Here is a 19,666-nt window from a genome sequence, read left to right as displayed (position 1 = left end):
CTTAAAACTTCCTTCCCCCGCCGCCGTGGCTGTTTCCACCGTAACTGTGGGTGGATGACCTGCCGCCGCCGGAAAAACTTCCTCCTCCGGTGCCCGGACGGTTATTTTTCTGTGATGCGATCACCTGCTGCGTAATATACGAAGTCAGCAGGGCATCCGCGAGAATATTTCCCATGGTAAACCGGCTGTCACGCCGATAAGAGAGCTTAAAGTTCGCAGCCATCCGCTTATCTTCCCCGTGAAGACTGTAGCTTCTGAGCACAGAGGCCACCGCCGCGCCGCCGCAGACTGCCGCAATGCCGATCGCAAACAGGATCTCATACCATTCCAGATGATGGTAACGGCTGATCTTTCCCGTCTCCGTGTCATAATTGTACTGATCTTTCGAGATCCCGTTCGCATAACACGTTTCCGTATCTGCAAGAAATGCTGAAGCCGCCCCGTAATAATCGGCATCCGACGCATACCCGTAAACATCATCCAGGACGTCCTCGATCCGGCTGTCCGTCATGTACCGGATCATCTGTCCGGTCGTGGAAATATAGAGCTCCCGGTTGTCCATGTCGATGAGGAATAGGATTCCCGAATGGTCAGAGCCTGTTCCAAAGCCGCCCTCCGTGTAAAATCCGTCCGCAAACACCTGCGCGGAGTCAGAATTTTCCTCCGTCGTGACGATGACCGCCTCCATCTTCATCTTCTCAGAAAGCGTCTGCGCCTGTCCGGAGAGCTGTTGTTCTTCTTCGTCCGTAAAAAGATCCGCCATATCGTAGACATCGGCATAGTTTTCCGTTCCCTCCGCCATGCGGTACGCGTCCTCACCGGACGCTGCGAAGGCAGTTCCCGAGAGGAAGATCCCAAGGACGCCTGCTGCCAGGAAAACTTTCAGCGATCTTCCTGCCGCTCCCAGAATGCCCCTGTTTTTCCCACTGTTCTTCCCCGTCTTTTCAGTTATCCACTTCATTTTCATCACAGGAACCACCCTCCGATCATCAGGATCGCCGCAACCGGCACAAAGATCTCCAGGAACAATTTCACAAGCTTTCCTTTTGCGACCGGAAGCTTTCCGCAGATCTTTCCTGTCTGCCCGTTCATCGCAAAGTAATAGAGTTCGTCTTTTCTGGCCTTATCCCTATATGTAAGGATCCACACCGGGAGCAGGGCATACTGCCACTTTGCGTCCCGGATATTTGTGTCACTCTGATCCACGCGGACTGCGGAGTACTGTCCCATCACGTCGTTTTTCAGCTGTTCCACCGTGTACTGCTTTACTTCCTGCTCCACCTCCGGCGTCAGAGCTTCTTTCTCCATATCCCGCTTTTCCGCCTGGAACCCCGAGAGGTATCCCATATCAAACGATTTCAGCTTTTCCATATCGAAGGGCAGAACGCCTTCCACGAGTGCGCTGTTATTTTTCTTTAAGGCATTTCTCGTCACATTTCTGACATCGAGTTCCCCTGCGCGCTCCATCCGGTATTTTTTATGCTCCGTATACCGGATATTTCCTGCAACCCAGGTCCGCTGTTTTTCACCTTCCGCCTGGATCTTTCCGTCCACCTTGCAGCTGTACATCAGGTACGGGAAATACACGCCGGAGAACTTCTCGATCTGACTTTTTGAGAAAAAGTCATCCGGGATATATTTTTTCTTTTTGATCCAGTCAAGGAAGATCCCCGTCGCCTGTTTCTTATCCATCGCAAACGGGATCACATAGTCCGGCAGGAATTCCCCGGAAAGCTTTCCGGAGAGGACGACCGGGTTGTGGCAGTAATAGCAGAACGTCGCCGCTGTCGTGGCATCCGTCACGACCTCCGCACCGCAGCTCGGACAAATGTAGACGAGAGCGTCCTCATTCTGATCTGTGCTGCCTGCACGGCCACTCTGTGCCATATCGGATATTTGATCTGCACCTGTTTCGGTGCCTGCTTTCGCATTAACCCCGCTTTCTGCCTGTGCCTCCGTTCCCGCTGTCCCGGAGGTATCACCCCCATCCTGCACACCGCTGGTCTCTGTTGAACTCAGAGCCGCGGCTTTCATCTCTTCCTCCGTAAATTCTGACATGCAGAACTCACAGCAGAATTTCTGCTTTTTCGGATCAAAGACCACTGAGCCGCCGCAGTTGGGGCATTTATAACTTACAAGTGCCATCTCTTTTTCCCCCTGTATCTGGCATAACTCCCGGACTGTCATTCCGAAACAATCCGGGAGCTAATTCTTTTATGGTCTCGGCTTTCCGCAGTTCGCACAGAAGTTTCCTTTATTTTCCTGACCGCAGGAGCAGGTCCAGACAGCGTCCGGGCGCTTCTTTCCGCAGTTTGAACAGAAATTGCCCGTATTTACCTGTCCGCAGGAGCAGGTCCAGGAACCGCTCTCCTCCGGCTTCTTCTTTCCGCAGTTGGAGCAGAAGTTTCCGGTATTTCCCTCCTGACCACAGGAGCAGGTCCAGCCGGATAACGGCGCCATCTTTGCCGGTCCGCCGGATGTCTGCGGAGCCTGGGCAGCCATATTGGAAGCACCCTGCTGTCCCTGGGCAGCTGCCATGTCAAACAGTCCCTGGGCATTAAATCCGCCGTTCTGTGCAGCCATGTTCATTCCGGCGAACGCCATCATCGGACCGGTCGAAGTGTTTTTCGCCGCACTCTGCATCGCCTCCGCCTGTGCATTTACGAGCTGCGCTGCCGCCATTCCAGGGTTGCGGAATGTCGCATTTCTCTGCAGCTCCTTGATCATCTTCTCGTCTTCCTCGGAGGCTTTCACGGAGCTCACTCCGATCTTGCTCACCGTGATCCCGTAGACATCGTCCCAGCTGTCGGAGAGGATCTCACGGAGCGCATTTGCAAGCTCCACCGTATGCCCCGGAAGTGCGCTGTAGCGGACTCCCATCCCGGAAATCTTTGCGAATGCCGGCTGCAGGGCTGTCAGGAGCTCGCTGCGAAGCTGGGAATCGATCTTGTCTCTCGTATAATCCTCCTCGATGTTTCCGCAGATGTTCTTATAAAAGAGGATCGGATCCACCATCCGGTAGGAATATTCACCGTGGCAGCGGATCGCAATATCCATGTCGAGACCGATGTTCTGGTCCACCACGCGGAACGGGACCGCATTCGCCGTGCCGTACTTGTTTCCGACGATCTCCTTTGTATTAAAAAAGTAGACTCTCTGGTCTCTCGCCGTGTCGCCGCCCATCGTGAAACGCTTTCCGAACTGCTTAAAGCTGTCCCCGATGCTCTTTCCGAGATTTCCGTAGAAGATACTCGGCTCCGCGGAGGTATCGTACACAAACTCTCCGGCTTCCGCGCAGACCTCAACGATCGCTCCCTGATCCACGATCATCATGCACTGTCCCTCATTGACCGCAATGATGGATCCGTTGGAGATCAGGTTGTCACTGTTTTTTGTGTTATAGCTTCTATTTGACTTTCTGTTTTCCCCTTTTTTGACAAGGACATCCGGTTCCATCGCCGGACAGTAGAAATACTCGCGCCAGGAATCCTCCAGTACGCTCTTTAACGCGCCAACACCAACTTTTAAAATACCCATATCCCATGTTCTCCTTTTTATTGTCTGTGTTCTTTCAGAAAGCGGATCTCTTCTGCATATCCCGGAAGCTCATTCGGAGTCTCCAGACAGAACGGCAGATCGCGCAGCGCCGGGTGGTTGATCACCCTGACAAGCGCCTCCGCACCGATCTCGCCTTCCCCGATCCGCGCGTGGCGGTCCTTTCCGGCTCCCCGCACATTCATGCTGTCGTTCAAATGGACCGCTTTCAGACGGTCGAGACCCACGATCCGGTCAAACTCCGCCAGCACGCCGTCAAGATCATTTACAATGTCATACCCGGCATCCCAGACATGACACGTATCCATGCATACTCCCATCTTATCAGAAAGTTCGACTCTGTCAAGAATTTCCCGAAGCTCCTCAAAGCTTCTCCCGACCTCGCTCCCCTTTCCGGCCATCGTCTCGAGGAGTACCGTCGTGTGGAGATCCGGACGCAGGATCTCATTCAACATTTCTGCGATATAAGTGATCCCGGCTTCCACGCCCTGTTTTACATGGCTTCCGGGATGAAAATTGTAGAGATTTCCCGGGATCGCCTCCATGCGCTCCAGGTCATCCGCCATGGTCCGCTTCGCGAAATCACGGATCTTTTCGTCCGCTGAGCAGCCGTTTAATGTATACGGAGCATGGGCCACCAGTGTTCCGATCCCCAGCTCTTCCTTTAATTTTAAAAATGCCTGGATATCCTCATGGTCGAGCGGCTTTGCACTTCCGCCCCGTGGATTTCTCGTGAAAAACTGGAACGTCGTCGCTCCGATCTTTTCCGCGTCCTTTCCCATCGCGAGGAACCCCTTCGCAGAGGAGAGATGGCATCCGATATAAAACATTCCTGTTACCTCCACATGAATTTTTTCTCTCTGACTGTTCCGCCCGTAAAAAGTAACTCAGCGGGTACTCTGAAGATCAGCCTTTTTCTGTCTTCTCACCGGTTCCAGGAAAAAGACGGCTCCCCATATGAAGATCGCCGACAGGACAAGCTGCAGGATGAGGCTAAAGAAGACCCAGTGATCCGTGATCAGATTCCCAGCCTGACTTCCGAGAAAGTTCCGGATCTTAAAGTTTCCTCCGCCTCCCGCAACCTGGCCTTCCAGGATCTGCGCGAACGTGATCGCCGGATTCGCGAGCAGCAGATAGACGGCCGCCCCGGAAGTCGGCTCAGGGATCGTCTCCCCCGCCCCCAGCACCATCATATTGATCTCTGTCTCCGAGATCCTCAGCAGGAACACATTCAGCATGTACGTCCCCACCACGAGGACCAGCATGATCCCGTAGGTGATGACATTCGAAAATGTCGAGCGCTTCATCAACGAAGAAGCAAAGATTCCGAGACTTCCGCAGTACAATGCAACGGTCACATAGCTGAACAGCAGCAGGAAGAGATCCTGCGAACTGATGCTCCCATAGATGAAGGTCAGCATCAGGACCGGAAGACTCGAGAACACGAGGATCATCAGATGCGTGAACGCCGACGCGAGTTTTCCGATCACAATGTCGACCGGGCGGATCTTTGTCGTAAACATCAGCTCCAGCGTGTGGCGTTCCCGCTCCCCGCTGATGCTGGCCGACGTCAGCGCCGGCATGATGAACATCAGCATCATAAACTCCAGGGCAGCCACAAACGTGTAGAGCTGTAAAAAATTCTCATAGGTGACGGATCCGCTCACCTTTACCTGCGCGATGCTCTGGTACATGTTTAAGAGCGCCACCAGAGCCAGGATCCCGTTAAAGATCATGATGATAAGCGGGATCCGGAAACTTCTCGACCGGACCAGCATTTCCCTCTTATAGACCGGATTATTCTTCACTCGTCATCACCACCTTTTCCATATCATGATCCGTGATCTGCATGAAGATGCTCTCCAGGTCCCCCTGTTCTCTCCAGAATCCGCAGATCCCGATGTTATGCGCTACCAGTTTTGCGAGAAGCATCGCTTCCGCGTCCTTTCCGCCGTGGAATCCCACGACGAGGTCGTTTCCTTCCACCGTGATCGTCCGGACCTCCGGCTCTGCCCTGAGAAACTGTACCGCCTCCCGGACATTCTCGACAACCTGGACACGGATCGGGTTCGAATCATTGACCTGCTTTAAGATATCCCCCATGTTTCCGGACAGAACGATCTTTCCGGCATCAATGATCCCGATATCGGTACACATCTGCGCCAACTCCGAGAGGATATGGGAGCTCACAAGGATCGTCTTTCCCTCCGCGCACAGCTCCTTTAAGAGCTCCTTGAATTCCACACGCGCTCTCGGGTCCATCCCGGAGGTCGGCTCGTCCAGGATCAGAAGCTTCGGATCGTGGATCATTGCGCGGGCCAGACAGAGCCGCTGCTTCATTCCGCGCGAAAGACTGTCCACGAAAAAGTCTTCCTTATCCGCAAGCTTTACCTGTTCCAGGAGGTTTGTACACCGCTCTCTCGCCACCAGGCCGGAAAGCCCGTAACAGGAGGCAAAAAAGTCCATGTATTCCCAGACTTTCAGATTGTCATACAGACCAAATTCATCCGGAACGTATCCAAACAGATCCTTCACCTGGTCCCGGTAGCAGAACGCATCTTTTCCGTCGATCAGGACAGAACCTTCATCCGCATTCAGGAGTCCCGTGATGATGCGGATCGCTGTGGTCTTTCCGGCTCCGTTCGGTCCGACAAAGCCGTAAAGCGCTCCCTCCGCAACTTCCATGTCGAGTCCGGAGAGCGCCTCAAAATTGCCAAATTTCTTTTTCAGTCCCTGTATCTTCAGCATCAGTTTTCCCTCCCCGTGACCATCAGGAGCGGAAGTGCCTGACTGGTTCCATTCTCCGCGTCATTCCCGCCGGAATAGCGGACCGTGATCTTTCCGTCCGCGGCAATGTAATCGCTCAGTTCCTCCCTCGTAAAATCCTGTTTCCGGATATCGACCGGATCGTAGGTTCCCGTCTTCTCATTATAGAATGACGCTTCTCCGGAAAACCGACCGATATAGGAATATCTCGCATCCTCGAAAAACTGCTCCGAAACAGGCAGGAAGGAATATGTCCCGATCTGAATATCCGTTCCCGGATCATATTCCACGATCACCGGATCCGTTCCGTACAGGACCATGGCGTTTCCGTAGCTGACGCCCATTCCGGTACTCACAGACGGCTCCGCCATCTGACCACAGCGGTAGATCTCCCCGTCCTTTCCCATCTGACAGCTCACCGGTTCCGTATAGAACGTCTTTCCGTCCTGGTTGTCAGCAGGAATTCCGGCCGATCCCGCGTAGGATGACGGAATAAAGCCGCCGAGTCGGACTTCCGGGTTATATCTGGAATAATAATGATCCGCAAAATATCCTCCGAGACCGGATTTCTGAATATTTTCCATGTATTCCTCGTTCGAATCGTCCGCGCGGTCCGGATAGCCGCAGACCCGATCCGCGAGCAGCCATGTCATTCCGACCGGCCATACCAGAAGCTTCTCATTCTCCAGTTCGATCCTCTGTCCCGGCTCCAGATCGCCCAGGATCACGACCTGTCCGTAGAGATAGACCGCCGCATTTTCCAGCTTCACAGGCAGATGATTCTCAACATAACCGCTGATCTTTCCGCCCGATACCGTGAGACTGGCATCCGTTTTGCCCTGCATCTCTGTCTCCCGTTCCAGAAGAAAATACCGGGAGTCAAACGCTTTTGATCTTCTGCTGAAGATCACGGTGTCATCCGCCTCTTTCCGGATCCCAATCGCAGCCTGAATGTTCTTTTCAAAGTTCTCCACGCGGACCGTATCATACCGTCCGCTCCTTGTCAGCGGGGAGACCCGGTAGTCCGGCGTGAGCTTCACGGAAAATCCGCTGCTGTCCGGCGTCCGGATATTTAAGAATGTCTTCTCACGGACGGTATCGTTCTCCGCATCCAGGATCGTCGCACTTGTACAGAACTCACTCGTGAATCTCGTCTTTCCCCCCATCGCCCAGATCACAACGCAGGCTGCTGCCGAAAAGACAAGCAAAGAACCGCCATAATACCTGTTCAGTCCTTTTCTTTTCAGCATCAGATAGAGACCCGGCCCCGCGATGACCAGATATCCAAAGATCACAAAGCCGTAGAGGACAAGGTTCGGAAGCCGCTTCGCATTTCCTCCGCTCACAAGATTCTGGGCATTCCAGTAGCCGGCATCCCGGCCATAGGAATAGTAATAGATCCTGTTCAGTTCTTCCTCCCGGAACACCTCCCCGAGAAACCAGGCCGCGTAGGAAGGATTTCGTTTCACGAAGCCGGTGATCTCCGAAAGATCGATCCCCAGAACGCCGATCCGTCCGTTTCCGCAGCTCATGATCTTTAAGAGCGGGGTCCCGTCTGTGACCATCCGTTCCGAAGCACCCGGAATCTCCGCCTGCGCATAGTTTAAGCGCACCTCAGATTCTGCCGGATTCTGATCCGCGTACTCGGTTCCCATTCCGATCCACACGGTCTTCGCGTCCTCCAGCGTGATATCCGTCTGCATTTCACTCAGGAGTTCCAGTGTTTTCCCGCCGTTTTTTCCGGTGCCGAGGATCAGGGTACCACCGTCGCTCACCCAGTCCGCCACGGCCTCTTTCTGTGCCTGGTCAAGAGTCCCGCAGTCGATCCCGTTTACAATGAGCAGGTCGAACATCGAAAGTCCTCTCGGGTCATCCGGAAAGTCCTCCTTCGCGATCTCGACCGTTTTCGACTGGACCATCCCGTAATTCAGACCGACTCCGTCGAGCCAGTTTAAGTTTCCCGGTCTGTTTTCGATAACGCCCGCAAGGAGACGGCTCTCTTCCTTTGAAACGTCAAAATCCATGGAGGTTTCCCCCATGGTCCTGTTTTTCGCGTCTTTTAATGTCAGATAGATCCTGCCGTTTTTCTGCCCCAGCGGGACGTAGAGCTCCATGTTCTTTGTCTCCGCAGGCGAAACCTCGACCGACCAGGAATATTCATACGGTTCCGCCGTCCCGTTGTTTACGCTCTCCAGCGTCGACACGGTAAGAGTCCCCTGAAACGCACTCTCCGACTGGCCGTAGAGGCGGATCTTTAACGGGACAAAACTCCCGAGCCTGGCCGTCTTCCCATACACGGCCGTGATGTCCAGAGCGACCGGAGCTTTCGCCTGTTCTTCCTGATCCAGGCTGACTCCGTAGAGTTCCGAATCCCCGGCAAAAGCGGGAAAGCTGTCCGCCGTCACAAGGACGGCAGCCATACACCCAAAAAGCAGATATTTTTTCGTCTGATTCATATATTTCCCCTGATGTTCCTAGCGTGAAGCATTGCCTGCAAAATTTTCCTTATTCACATCAAAATCCACCTTCAGCTTTACGGTGAACACCGTTCCGTTCAAGTCACTGGCCACGCTGATCGTTCCGCCATGCATGTCCACGATGCTCTTTGCAATGGCGAGTCCCAGACCGGTTCCTCCGGTCTTTGATGAGCGGGACTGCTCCACGCGGTAAAATTTATTGAAGATCAGCGGCAGCTCCTCCGCCGGGATCACATAGCCGTAGTTCGTGACGGACACCGTGACTATATCGTCCTTCGCGAGCACCTGGACCAGGACTTTCTTTCCTTCGGCCCCGTATTTGATCGCGTTGTTGATCAGGTTGTCGAAAAGTCTCGCGAGGAGATTTCCGTCCGCCGTGATCACCTGGGACGGGACATTGCTCTTTAACTCGTAAGTCAGGTCCTTATCCATAAAACTCGGATAAAATTCCTCCAAAAGCTGCCCGAGAAGCTTAACGATGTCCACTTTTCCGACGTTCATGGAAATCCTGCCGTAGTTCATCTTCGTAAAGCCGAAGAGATCTTCGATCAGTTTTTCCAGGCGTTTTGCCTTCACATAGGCGATATCGATATACTTTTTCTGCATCTCCTGGCTGATCGCCGGTCCGGAGGAGAGAAGCTCCAGATAGCCGATGATGGACGTGAGCGGTGTCCGAAGGTCATGGGCGACGTTCGTGATCAGCTCATTCTTCGTCCGCTCCGATTCGCGCTCCTTATCCATAAGCTTCCGGATATCTGCTTCCATCCTGTTCAGATTGGATGCCATTGCAGAGAATTCATCGTCTCCCACGACCTCGATCTGGGTATTCAGATCGCCTTCGGAGATGTTCTGGATCGCCATCGCGATCTTTCCGATGTATTTCATCGTCTTTCTCTCAAGCAGCAGAAGCGTGAGGGAAAAGACTCCGATCCCGATGAGGACATAGAGGATCGTCGTGATCGTCCCCATCCGGAAGATCTGGAAGATCATCATATTCGCGTACCTGGTCTGGTCCAGATATGCCAGCAGAAGGTTGATATTCATGATCAGGAACGCATCCACCAGACATGCGATCAGAGCGCTGTAAAAGATATTGACCGCGATCTGCGTGTAAAAGTTTCTGCTCCAGTCACTTTTCAATTTTGTATCCTACCCCCCAGACCGTCGTAATGATCTTATCCTGTCTCGTGTCTTCTTTCATCTTTCCGCGCAGTCTCCGGATATGTACCATGACGGTATTGTTTGCCTCGTATACTTTTTCGTTCCACACCTTCTCAAAGATTTCATCCGTGCTGAACACGCGGCCCGGATTCGACGCGAGAAGGTACAGGATATCGAACTCGATCGGAGTCAGCTTGATCTCCTCCCCGTACACGATGACCTTGTGGTTGTCTTTGTTGATCGAGAGTCCGCGGATCGTGATCTCGTTCTTTGCCGCCTTTCCGGTATTGCTGTTCGGGTTTAACTGGGTATAACGGCGGAGCTGGGATTTCACGCGGGCCGTGAGTTCAAGCGGATTGAACGGTTTTACCACATAGTCATCCGCGCCGGTCCCAAGTCCCAGGATCTTGTCGAGATCCGTTGATTTCGCACTCAGCATGATGATCGGGATGTTGTTCGTCTCCCGGATCTTTCTGCACATCTCGAGTCCGTCCATTCCCGGCATCATGATGTCCAGGAGCACCAGATGGATCTCCTCCTTTTCCAGGATCTCCAGTCCCTCTTTCGCATTGTTTGCCTTAAATACTTTATATCCATCGCTGACCAGGTAGATCTCCACAAGGTCCGCGATCTCTTTCTCATCATCCACAACAAGGATTGCGATCTGTTCCATGATTTGTCCTCCTTTTTAGGTTTCTTATGATACCGTATTGTTCCGCACTTCGTGCTCTCACAATACTCAAAAACATTCATAATCCGCTCATTTTTCTACGAAAAATGGCTGCTTATTCATGTTTTTGGCGGGTCCCAAGGTCGGAAATCCTCTTGCAAGCAAGCTTGCATCGGATTTTCGTCCTTTTGACCCTAGTATCATCCTACCATATTTCGACCCTTTTTTCCTTACTTTTTTCTGAAAACTAAGAGGAAGTTTTTACAATTTATGTTACAGTACACGGGCACTCCATGCCCGCGCACTATAACAGGATTTTGCCGATGCTTCGCATTCCAAATCGGCAAAATCCGCGGCCATAACGGTATCATACGGAATTTTCAGTTCAAAAAATTCCTACCCGTGAAAAGTAACCAATTTATGCCATATTGCATGTTGTATTCTTCTCGATGAAAAAAGCAGCGGAACTACTCTCAGAGAATAAGTTCCGCTGCTTATCTTTCTTTTTATAATCCCAGCTCCTCAAACACGCCCTTCATGATGATCTTCACAGAACCGTCATCCAGGACTTTGTGGAGTCCGCTGTATTTTAAGAGATCGAAATATCCCATGGAACCGCCGGCTGCGCAGAGTTTGTAGTAGTCTGCCCATGCCGCTTTCCGGTCTTCCTTCATCTTTGTGTAGAACTCAAACGCCCCCATCTGGGCCATCGCGTAGTCCACATAGTAGAACGGATACAAGAAGATGTGCTGCTTCTGCATCCAGAATCCGCCGCCCTCAAGGAATTCGTTGCCGTCATAATCTCTCCACGGCATATAGATCTTTTCCAGGCTGCTCCAGACTGCTCTCCGCTCTATCGCGGTCATCTCCGGATTTTCAAAGACCTTGTGCTGGAACTCATCCACGCAGACCATATACGGGATCTTCATGAGAGCGTCCGCGAGGTGCTCTTTCCGGTACTGCTCCGCGCGGTCCCCGAAGAATTTCTCCATCCAGGGGTAAGTCCAGAGTTCCATGCTCATCGAGTGGATCTCCGCGATCTCACTTGTGGAGTGGCAGAGCTCCGGGATCTTCTGGAATTTTGCCGCTGTGAAACCGGCAAACGCATGGCCCGCCTCGTGGGTCAGGACATTCACATCGGCGTCCGTGCCGTTGAAGTTGGAGAAGATGAACGGTGCATGGTAGAGAGGAAGTGTCGTGCAGTATCCGCCCGCGCGCTTTCCATGTTTCGACTCCAGGTCGAAGAGATCATGTTCGATCATGAAATCGAAAAACTCTCCGCTCTCCTTCGAGAGTTCGCGGTACATCTTCTGAGCCTCACCGACCAGGTATTCCTTATCACCGACCGGGACCGGATTTCCGTCCGGGGAGGTCAGGGACTCATCGTAATAATAGAGATGCGCGATGCCGAGTGCCTCTTTCTGGCGCTCATAGAGCTCCTTCGCAGCCGGGACAATGATCTCCCGCACCTGTTTCCGGAACACTTCCAGGTCTTTCGCCGTATAGTCGAAACGGCGGCGGCGCAGATATCCCATCGGGATAAAGCTCTCAAATCCGAGCTTTTTCGCCATTCCGGAGCGCACCTTCACGAGACCGTCATAGACTTCGTCGAGCTTCGGGGCGATCCCCGCATAGAGCTTCGCCCACGCCTCAAACGCCGCTTTTCTCTCAGTGCGGTCCGTACTCTGCATGTGTTTTAAGAGTCCGTATGTCCCGAGCTGCTCTCCGCGGAAATCCACGGTGGCCGCCGCCTGGGTCTTCATGTACTGGTTGACAAGCTCGGCTTCCTCCACCTGATCGTCCACAATGCACTCGTCGGAGAGCTGTTTCTGCGCTTCCATGTTCTGCAGGAGGATGGAGCCGAATTCTTTCTCCATCTCGCCTTTGAACGGGGATGCCACAATGACCTCTCCCATCTCTTTTTTCAGGATCCCGTATTTCGGCATCTGGCTGTTGAAATATGCCATCTCGCCCTCGTAGAAGCTGTCTAAAAGGTTGATCGTGTTCCGGATATGAGCGACTGTCTTTGCCGTCTCAAGCTCCGTATCCGCCTCCACGAAGTCCATGTAGGCATTTTTAAACTCCTCATAGCTCTTTGCTTCCTTTAACGCTGCGATATCCACCGATACGCGCGCAAAGACTTTTTCCATGTCCGGACGGACATACTGAAGATCCGCAAATTTTTCCATGATAGTAACCCCTTTCCCAAAATGATGCTGCTTTCCGGTCTGTTCCCCATATTTTACAGACCGCAGCCGGTCCTAGCTGACTGCTACCCCGTTTTTCCGGAGGAATTTCCTTACATTCTCGTCCCATTCATTCTCCAGCGTCCGATCCATGGTAAACTGTTTCATGGATGTCCCCGTGACGCAGATCATCTCGTGGTTTTCATACTGGACATTGATGTAAAGTCCTCCGACCTGATCCGGACTGATCCCCGGAACTCTCCCGGAAACAAACCGGTCTCTTGCCGACGGCGGCATCAGAAATACGATCCGGAAGCTCTCCGGCAGCCGTTTTCCCCTGATCAGGGAGTAGCAGATCGGCTTTAAGCTCTTCCAGGAAGAATATTCTTCGATCCGGTTCTCCTCGAGCTCTTCTTCCGAAAAATATCCCTGACGGATCTTTCCGTCGATGGAAAACCGGTTCCAGGTCACGATCTCCGCTTCCCTGACAAGAAATTTATCAAAGATCTCCCCGATAAAAAGCCCTTCCGTAAATGCTTTCTGCTCTTCGACCTTTAACGCTACCATTGCTTACCTCCATATATTTTTTGCCGTTCCGTAACTGTTCAGCTCCCTCACACCTACAGAAACCTCCCCTGGAGCTTTCCTTCGGATGCATGGCAAGTTACAAGCAAAAATCCATTCCAGATCGGCTTCGCCAATGGGATTTTTGCCTCCAATCCTGTGCTTTATTATGGTCAGCGCAGCAAGTGCGCAGACCTACTGAATAGTTACGCCGTTCCGTCTATGTGATCTCACAGTCCGCAAACAGATGCGCAGACCAGAGGGACCGTCATTCCGTCTCCTTACATACCGTCTCAAAGATCTCGAAGAAATCTGCCGATGTCTTCTCCCCGTCTGTGATGGAAAGATTTTTCCACAGACTGTCATCCTTCGCGAGATGGACCTTCGCCGCGTACTCCGAGTATGTCTCATAGAACGCCTCGTTCTTCTTCTCCCGGACCATCTCTTCCTTCCGGATCTTCGTCGCGGCCTCATCGTAATCGCTCACGCAGCGCAGAATATAATATTTTCCGTCTGCCCCGATCACATCGCTGATCTCCCCGGAAGCCAGCGCGTAAGCGGCCTGCTCATATTCTTCTGACCTCATGCCTCTGGAGATCTTTTTCTCGATCTCCTGGTCCTCGGACACCTCTTTTGCGACCGTCATAAAATCCGTTCCCTCCGTCCGGACCTTTTTTAAGGTCTCATCCGCCTGATCTTTGTCGGAAAGTACGATCTCATCGACCGTGATGACCTTCGCCTCGCTGTCGCTGACCTCCAGATTGACATTTTCCGTCAGGGTCTCCACCAGTTTTTCCGCTTTCCAGTAGTCCTCATATAAGGATTCTGCCACATCCTGGGTGATCTCGAAGCTGTCCCCGGCGTTTTTCAGATTTTCCATATACTGAGCCGCCGCCTGCTTCACAAGCTCCCGCTCTTTTCCCGAGAGTGTGACGTTCTCCTCGTCGGCCATGCGGCTCATCGTCTTTAATTCCTTTAAAAAATCATGGATCTGGTTTACCAGAGTCTCCTCAAACGTAGTTCCGGACTCGTCCACCGCGACATCCCAGATCTTGTCTGTATATAATTCTTCATAACGGAACCGCTCCGTGGTGACGATCACCATGCTCTCGGCTTTCCCGTACTCTCTTTCACTTTTTCTGCCGGAAAGCAGCGTCTCTTTCACGCCGCATCCGCAGACGATCACTGCCGTGAGGACGACCGCCGCAAGCGTCCTTCCCCACCGGTTCCATTTTCCCATATTTCTGTCCTCAAGCTTATGTTTTCCTGTGTCTCCCGCAACAGGTACGCAGACCTCACAGATCGTTGTCTGCAAGTATGTTTTATTACGGTCAGCACAGCAAGATGCGCTGACCTGCTGAATCAACCCGTCTGCACATTTATAAAGCACCAAGTTTTTTCAATTCCTGATATACAAGATGCACCGGAAGTCCCATCACATTCGCGTAAGATCCCTTTAATCCGTCGATATATCTTGCAAAAAATCCCTGGACCGCATACGATCCCGCCTTGTCCATCGGCTCCTCGGAATCCGCATACTCCCGGATCTCTTTTTCCGTCATCGGGGAAACATTCACGTCCGTCTCATCATAGAAGGAAACGACCGTATCCGCTTCTCCCTCCGGTCCTTTTTTCACGAGGCAGACGCCCGTATAGACCTGATGGCTGCGCCCCGCGAGACGCCTGATCATCTCATACGCCTCCTCGTGGCTCTTCGGCTTCCCGAGGATCTTTCCGTCCGCCGCGACGACCGTATCGGACCCAAGGATCACGGTTCCCTCCGGCATCTCTTTTGCCACATCGACGGCTTTCTGCTCTGCGAGACTCATCACGACCTCAGCAGGGACGTCCGATGTGATCTTCTCTTCCACATGGCTCACGATGATCTCCGGGACGATCCCGATCTGCAAAAGCAGTTCTTTCCGTCTCGGGGAACCGGATGCCAGAATGATCTTACTTTTTTCCATTTTTCTTTCCTGTCTGTCATTTCCTGTTATAGAAGAAAGAGGCGGTCTGACATAAGATCCAGCCGCCTCATCCTGTCATAAAGTCCTAAATCACATGCGGCTCACACGCCGTCTGCAGATCCGCTCCGCAGCCAGTCATGTGCTTTGCACGTTCCGGACTCCATTAGAAACTTAATTTATCCTCAAAATAGCTCTTTAACTCTGCGATCGGGATACGAACCTGCTCCATGGTATCTCTGTCACGAACGGTTACAGCTCCGTCTGTCTCAGAATCAAAGTCATAGGTTACGCAGAATGGAGTACCGATCTCATCCTGTCTTCTATAACGTTTACCGATATTTCCTCTGTCATCGAACTCACAGTTATAGTACTTGGAAAGCTCTGCATATACCTTCTCTGCACCCTCGTTTAACTTCTTGGATAACGGAAGGATACCAACCTTCACCGGTGCGATCGCCGGATGGAAATGCATAACGGTACGCACATCTCCGCCCTCTAATTCTTCTTCGTCGTATGCGGAGCAAAGGAATGCAAGTGTCACACGGTCTGCACCAAGAGACGGCTCGATAACGTACGGGATATACTTCTCATTTACTTCATCATCGAAGTAGGACATATCCTGACCGGATACAGTCTGATGCTGTGTCAGGTCGTAGTCGGTTCTGTCCGCAATTCCCCAGAGCTCGCCCCAGCCGAACGGGAATAAGAACTCAAGGTCTGTGGTTGCCTTACTGTAGAAGCAAAGCTCTTCCGGAGAATGGTCGCGGGCGCGCATCTCGTCCGGCTTGATGCCGAGATCCTGCAGCCACTTGATGCAGTACTGTTTCCAGTATGCGAACCAGTCAAGGTCTGTACCCGGTTTGCAGAAGAACTCTAACTCCATCTGCTCGAACTCTCTGGTACGGAATGTGAAGTTACCCGGTGTGATCTCGTTACGGAAGGACTTACCGATCTGTCCGATACCGAACGGAACTTTCTTTCTGGATGTTCTCTGTACATTCTTGAAGTTTACGAAGATACCCTGTGCTGTCTCCGGTCTTAAGTAAACCGTGTTCTTTGCGTCCTCAGTAACACCCTGGAATGTCTTGAACATTAAGTTGAACTGACGGATATCTGTGAAGTCATGCTTTCCGCAGCTCGGACACGGGATCTGGTTATCATCGATGTACTTCTTCATCTGCTCCTGGCTCCAGCCGTCGATCGGAGTCTCCGGCTCAACGCCTTTCTCTGCCATGTAGTCCTCGATGAGCTTGTCGGCACGGAAACGCTCTTTACATGCCTTACAGTCCATTAACGGATCTGAGAAACCGCCGATATGTCCGGATGCCACCCATGTCTGGGAGTTCATTAAGATCGCGCAGTCCACACCTACGTTGTACGGATTTTCCTGGATGAATTTCTTCCACCACGCACGTTTTACGTTATTCTTAAGCTCTACGCCCAGATTGCCGTAATCCCATGTGTTTGCAAGACCTCCGTAAATCTCGGAACCCGGATAAACAAAGCCTCTGGATTTCGCAAGTGCTACAATTTTTTCCATTGTCTTTTCCATTGTGACTCTCCTCTTGATCTCTTCCGCACTGGTTTATGCGGAAAGTAATTCTATCTACAACCACCTGGGATTTCGGGGTAATTCCATCCCATCCGGCGTATTGCCATGATCACAGGATCTTAAACTGAAGATCCCGTCTCTCTAAGATCCGCGGATTTCCGCCGGATCCTTTTATCTGAAGATAATATAAGACGTCTCGCCTTTCGGCGTCTCGGCCGTATTCCCGTTTAAGGTCACGCCCTCGGACACATACTGGATCGCACCGTCCGTCTGGATCTTCGCGCTGCCGGTCACACAGACCACATAGAACTTTTTCTGTTTTGTGATGTCCACAGCGGATACTTCCGTCTTTTCATCGCCTGCTTTATAGAAATTTGAACCGACGATATAGCCTTTTTCCACTCCGTCCTGCACGGAAACCACATCCAGACTCTCGACCTGGATCCCGCTCTCCTCATCCGGATACTCCGCCGCAAAGCGAAGGTATTCCTCCGCATCCGGGAAGGTGATGAGAAGTTTCGCAGTCCCATCCTTCACGGTACATTCCGTGATCTCAGCCTTTTTCTCACTGCTTCCGGACTGGTTTTCGCTCTCGAATGCGTCCAGCATCTCCTGCGCATAGGCTTTTAATTCATCGGCGCTGTAATAATCATTCTCGCAGATTTCCACATCTGCGCTGGTGACGGTGCCTTCCTTTGTGACATAAAGGCTGGTCTCCGTCGGGGCAAATGCGGTCTTTCCCACTCCGCCGCCGCAGCCGTTTAAGGCAAATGCGAGAAGGAGAATGGCTGCCGCCGTCTGTCCTTTTTTCATAATTCCTCCTTGATCCTCAAAAACGATTTTTAAGGATAAACCTGTTTATGATACCGATGCTTCGCATTCCAAATCGGCAAAATCCGCGACCGCTACTGTATCATACGGAATTTTCAGTTCTGAAAATTCCTACCCGTGAAAAGCAACGAATAATCCATTGCCAAAAAAAGTCAAAAAACCTTTAACATCATTTATATACAAGAACATCCAAAATGTCAAGTGAATGGAAGGTTTTATCCACAAATCGCCGCTTATTTTCCGCCACGCACTTTATGAATTCTTCCAAGACTTTCTCCGTGACTGTAAAGGTGTAAAGCTTTTCCACCGGAGACGCGAGAACGTATTCCCACGTATAGATCGTGGAGTCTTCCAGCCTTCCCAGAGGCTTTTCCATGTACTCGCCGTTGATCTCCATGAGCTTTAACTCAAAGACAGCCCTCACGAGCCGGTTCGGGATCGTGCTCTTTAAGAGTGCCCGGAGTGACTGGTAGAGAAGTTTTAAGGTCTCGACCGCCTCCAGGTTCTCTCTCCCGTAATAGTCCGCGAACTCCAGAAAATAGGATCCGTAACATGCCGCCTCCATATTTTCCGTGATCTCCCGGAAGTAATTCTGTACCTCCACAGAGACGAGGGAATAGGCGTCCCGGCCCTCATAGAGGGAGAATGTGCCGAACACAAAGGGGGATGAGGACGCCATCAGCGTACTTCCGGGTCTTCTCGCACCTCTTGCAAAAGCCGTGATCTTTCCCCGCTCGCAGGTTAAGATCACGAGTCTTCTGTCATATTCGCCCGCCGGGGCAGATTTGATGACCATCCCGGTCAGGACTACCTGTTCTCTCATTTCTTCGTTCCTTTAATAACCTCTTGCATCTGATCCAGAGCTTTCCTGCTACGGCCGCAGACAGAAATCTGTCTGCCTGACCAGCCATGCTGCAGCAGAGTGATCAGATATCTTTCGAATTATATCCGTAGTTCTTCATATACAGCTCGGAATCTCTCCACTCCTTGCGGACCTTGACCCAGAGCTTTAAGTTGACCTTCGTGTCCATGAGGTTCTCGATCTCGATCCTCGCGGAGGTTCCGATGCGCTTTAACATCTGACCGCCTTTTCCGATCACGATCCCCTTGTGGGACTCTCTCTCACAGATGATCGTCGCGTCGATATCGAACATGCCGTTGTCGCGCTCCGTCATCCGCTCGATCGTCACTGCGATCCCGTGCGGGATCTCATCCGACATCATACGCAGCGCTTTCTCACGGATCAGTTCCGCAGCGATCTGGCGCATCGGCTGGTCGGTCACGGTGTCCTCATCATAGTACTGCGGTCCCTCCGGCAGATACTGGAAGATCGTGTGGATCAGCGTGTCGGTGTTCGTCTTCTTCATCGCCGATACCGGGATCACCTCTTTAAAGTGGTATGCATCCTTGTAGGTCTCGATGGTCTTTAAGATATCCTCTTTCTTCACCGTATCGATCTTGTTGATGACGAGGATGACCGGTGTCTTTACGGTCTGCAGCACTTTTAAGATATGCTGCTCACCGGAACCAATGTAGGTTCCCGGCTCCACGAGCCATAAGATCACGTCGACCTCACGGAGTGTATGCTCCGCAACGTTTACCATGTACTCACCGAGCTTGTTTTTCGCTTTGTGGATCCCCGGTGTGTCGAGGAAGATGATCTGACCATGCTCGTCTGTATACACGGTCTGGATCCTGTTTCTCGTGGTCTGCGGTTTTTCCGACGTGATCGCGATCTTCTGTCCGATCAGATGGTTCATCAATGTGGATTTTCCAACATTCGGACGGCCGATCAGTGTCACAAAACCTGATTTATATCCTTTTTTCATGAATTCTCCTTAGCTTTTTCAAAAACGTTTCCGTACTTTTCCCTGTATTTTTTCTTCCTGTCCCAGGTTCTGTTCCGGTCGGTGCAGATGGTATGCAGACCTGCCGAA

Annotated in this window: 17 protein-coding genes; all 17 read right to left on the bottom strand. The window is 51.9% G+C overall.

From position 1 onward, the window contains the following. Position 1: 1 nt before the first annotated feature. Entirely contained in the window at positions 2–967 is a 966-nt protein-coding gene (locus V2546_RS04985; RefSeq protein ID WP_252197620.1) for a TPM domain-containing protein, read from the bottom strand. After that, positions 967–2,145 (bottom strand): TFIIB-type zinc ribbon-containing protein, encoded by a 1,179-nt coding sequence (locus V2546_RS04980; protein ID WP_329751699.1) that lies wholly within the window; start codon positions 2,143–2,145, stop codon positions 967–969. The genes V2546_RS04985 and V2546_RS04980 overlap by 1 nt, the downstream gene beginning before the upstream one ends. Positions 2,146–2,214: 69 nt before the next feature. Beyond that, entirely contained in the window at positions 2,215–3,537 is a 1,323-nt protein-coding gene (locus V2546_RS04975; protein ID WP_118603310.1) for an SPFH domain-containing protein, read from the bottom strand. Positions 3,538–3,554: 17 nt separating this feature from the next. Then, positions 3,555–4,385, bottom strand: coding sequence for a deoxyribonuclease IV (locus V2546_RS04970; RefSeq protein ID WP_118297071.1), 831 nt, complete (start codon positions 4,383–4,385; stop codon positions 3,555–3,557). Between the two features lie 57 nt (positions 4,386–4,442). Then, positions 4,443–5,363 carry an ABC transporter permease gene (locus V2546_RS04965; RefSeq protein ID WP_215703614.1) on the bottom strand — a complete coding sequence of 307 codons (921 nt, stop codon included), beginning with the start codon at positions 5,361–5,363 and terminating at the stop codon, positions 4,443–4,445. After that, positions 5,353–6,303, bottom strand: a complete 951-nt coding sequence (locus V2546_RS04960; RefSeq protein WP_118321126.1) for an ABC transporter ATP-binding protein — start codon at positions 6,301–6,303, stop codon at positions 5,353–5,355. Before V2546_RS04960 ends, V2546_RS04965 begins: the two co-directional genes overlap by 11 nt. Continuing rightward, a complete protein-coding gene (locus V2546_RS04955) occupies positions 6,303–8,777 on the bottom strand; it encodes a hypothetical protein (protein ID WP_329751698.1) in 2,475 nt (824 codons plus the stop codon). The genes V2546_RS04960 and V2546_RS04955 overlap by 1 nt, the downstream gene beginning before the upstream one ends. A gap of 18 nt (positions 8,778–8,795) precedes the next feature. Further along, the gene (locus tag V2546_RS04950; RefSeq protein ID WP_118532873.1) at positions 8,796–9,938 is read right to left on the bottom strand and encodes a sensor histidine kinase; all 1,143 of its coding nucleotides are present in this window, start codon (positions 9,936–9,938) and stop codon (positions 8,796–8,798) included. Then, entirely contained in the window at positions 9,928–10,632 is a 705-nt protein-coding gene (locus V2546_RS04945) for a response regulator transcription factor (protein WP_118297076.1), read from the bottom strand. The genes V2546_RS04950 and V2546_RS04945 overlap by 11 nt, the downstream gene beginning before the upstream one ends. Positions 10,633–11,135: 503 nt before the next feature. Further along, positions 11,136–12,818, bottom strand: coding sequence for a M3 family oligoendopeptidase (locus tag V2546_RS04940; RefSeq protein WP_329751696.1), 1,683 nt, complete (start codon positions 12,816–12,818; stop codon positions 11,136–11,138). A gap of 72 nt (positions 12,819–12,890) precedes the next feature. Further along, a complete protein-coding gene (locus V2546_RS04935; protein ID WP_118321129.1) occupies positions 12,891–13,382 on the bottom strand; it encodes a DUF5721 family protein in 492 nt (163 codons plus the stop codon). 265 nt (positions 13,383–13,647) lie between these two features. Further along, positions 13,648–14,619 carry a peptidylprolyl isomerase gene (locus V2546_RS04930; protein ID WP_329751695.1) on the bottom strand — a complete coding sequence of 324 codons (972 nt, stop codon included), beginning with the start codon at positions 14,617–14,619 and terminating at the stop codon, positions 13,648–13,650. A 139-nt stretch (positions 14,620–14,758) separates the two neighbouring features. Continuing rightward, entirely contained in the window at positions 14,759–15,346 is a 588-nt protein-coding gene (locus V2546_RS04925) for a Maf family protein (protein WP_118532881.1), read from the bottom strand. A 163-nt stretch (positions 15,347–15,509) separates the two neighbouring features. Continuing rightward, a complete protein-coding gene (locus tag V2546_RS04920; RefSeq protein WP_329751694.1) occupies positions 15,510–16,898 on the bottom strand; it encodes a glycine--tRNA ligase in 1,389 nt (462 codons plus the stop codon). A 171-nt stretch (positions 16,899–17,069) separates the two neighbouring features. Further along, positions 17,070–17,711, bottom strand: a complete 642-nt coding sequence (locus tag V2546_RS04915; RefSeq protein WP_118532885.1) for a hypothetical protein — start codon at positions 17,709–17,711, stop codon at positions 17,070–17,072. 187 nt (positions 17,712–17,898) lie between these two features. Further along, a complete protein-coding gene (recO, locus tag V2546_RS04910) occupies positions 17,899–18,552 on the bottom strand; it encodes a DNA repair protein RecO (protein WP_329751693.1) in 654 nt (217 codons plus the stop codon). A gap of 103 nt (positions 18,553–18,655) precedes the next feature. Further along, positions 18,656–19,558 carry a GTPase Era gene (gene era, locus V2546_RS04905; RefSeq protein ID WP_015555002.1) on the bottom strand — a complete coding sequence of 301 codons (903 nt, stop codon included), beginning with the start codon at positions 19,556–19,558 and terminating at the stop codon, positions 18,656–18,658. Positions 19,559–19,666 lie beyond the last annotated feature (108 nt).

This window comes from Clostridium sp. CM74B_53 (assembly GCF_036318045.1).
Taxonomy (GTDB): domain Bacteria; phylum Bacillota; class Clostridia; order Lachnospirales; family Lachnospiraceae; genus Pilosibacter.
Note: the sequence above shows the minus strand (reverse complement) of the source record. Positions and strands in the feature narration are given on the sequence as shown.

Bases quoted from the DNA above. Each gene is read 5' to 3' on its own strand.
- V2546_RS04920 (WP_329751694.1), bottom strand. From the start codon at position 16,898: ATGGAAAAGACAATGGAAAAAATTGTAGCACTTGCGAAATCCAGAGGC.
- era (WP_015555002.1), bottom strand. From the start codon at position 19,558: ATGAAAAAAGGATATAAATCAGGTTTTGTGACACTGATCGGCCGTCCG.
- V2546_RS04930 (WP_329751695.1), bottom strand. From the start codon at position 14,619: ATGGGAAAATGGAACCGGTGGGGAAGGACGCTTGCGGCGGTCGTCCTC.
- V2546_RS04925 (WP_118532881.1), bottom strand. From the start codon at position 15,346: ATGGAAAAAAGTAAGATCATTCTGGCATCCGGTTCCCCGAGACGGAAA.
- V2546_RS04935 (WP_118321129.1), bottom strand. From the start codon at position 13,382: ATGGTAGCGTTAAAGGTCGAAGAGCAGAAAGCATTTACGGAAGGGCTT.
- V2546_RS04915 (WP_118532885.1), bottom strand. From the start codon at position 17,711: ATGAAAAAAGGACAGACGGCGGCAGCCATTCTCCTTCTCGCATTTGCC.
- V2546_RS04985 (WP_252197620.1), bottom strand. From the start codon at position 967: ATGAAAATGAAGTGGATAACTGAAAAGACGGGGAAGAACAGTGGGAAA.
- V2546_RS04975 (WP_118603310.1), bottom strand. From the start codon at position 3,537: ATGGGTATTTTAAAAGTTGGTGTTGGCGCGTTAAAGAGCGTACTGGAG.
- V2546_RS04940 (WP_329751696.1), bottom strand. From the start codon at position 12,818: ATGGAAAAATTTGCGGATCTTCAGTATGTCCGTCCGGACATGGAAAAA.
- V2546_RS04955 (WP_329751698.1), bottom strand. From the start codon at position 8,777: ATGAATCAGACGAAAAAATATCTGCTTTTTGGGTGTATGGCTGCCGTC.
- V2546_RS04970 (WP_118297071.1), bottom strand. From the start codon at position 4,385: ATGTTTTATATCGGATGCCATCTCTCCTCTGCGAAGGGGTTCCTCGCG.
- V2546_RS04945 (WP_118297076.1), bottom strand. From the start codon at position 10,632: ATGGAACAGATCGCAATCCTTGTTGTGGATGATGAGAAAGAGATCGCG.
- V2546_RS04980 (WP_329751699.1), bottom strand. From the start codon at position 2,145: ATGGCACTTGTAAGTTATAAATGCCCCAACTGCGGCGGCTCAGTGGTC.
- V2546_RS04960 (WP_118321126.1), bottom strand. From the start codon at position 6,303: ATGCTGAAGATACAGGGACTGAAAAAGAAATTTGGCAATTTTGAGGCG.
- recO (WP_329751693.1), bottom strand. From the start codon at position 18,552: ATGAGAGAACAGGTAGTCCTGACCGGGATGGTCATCAAATCTGCCCCG.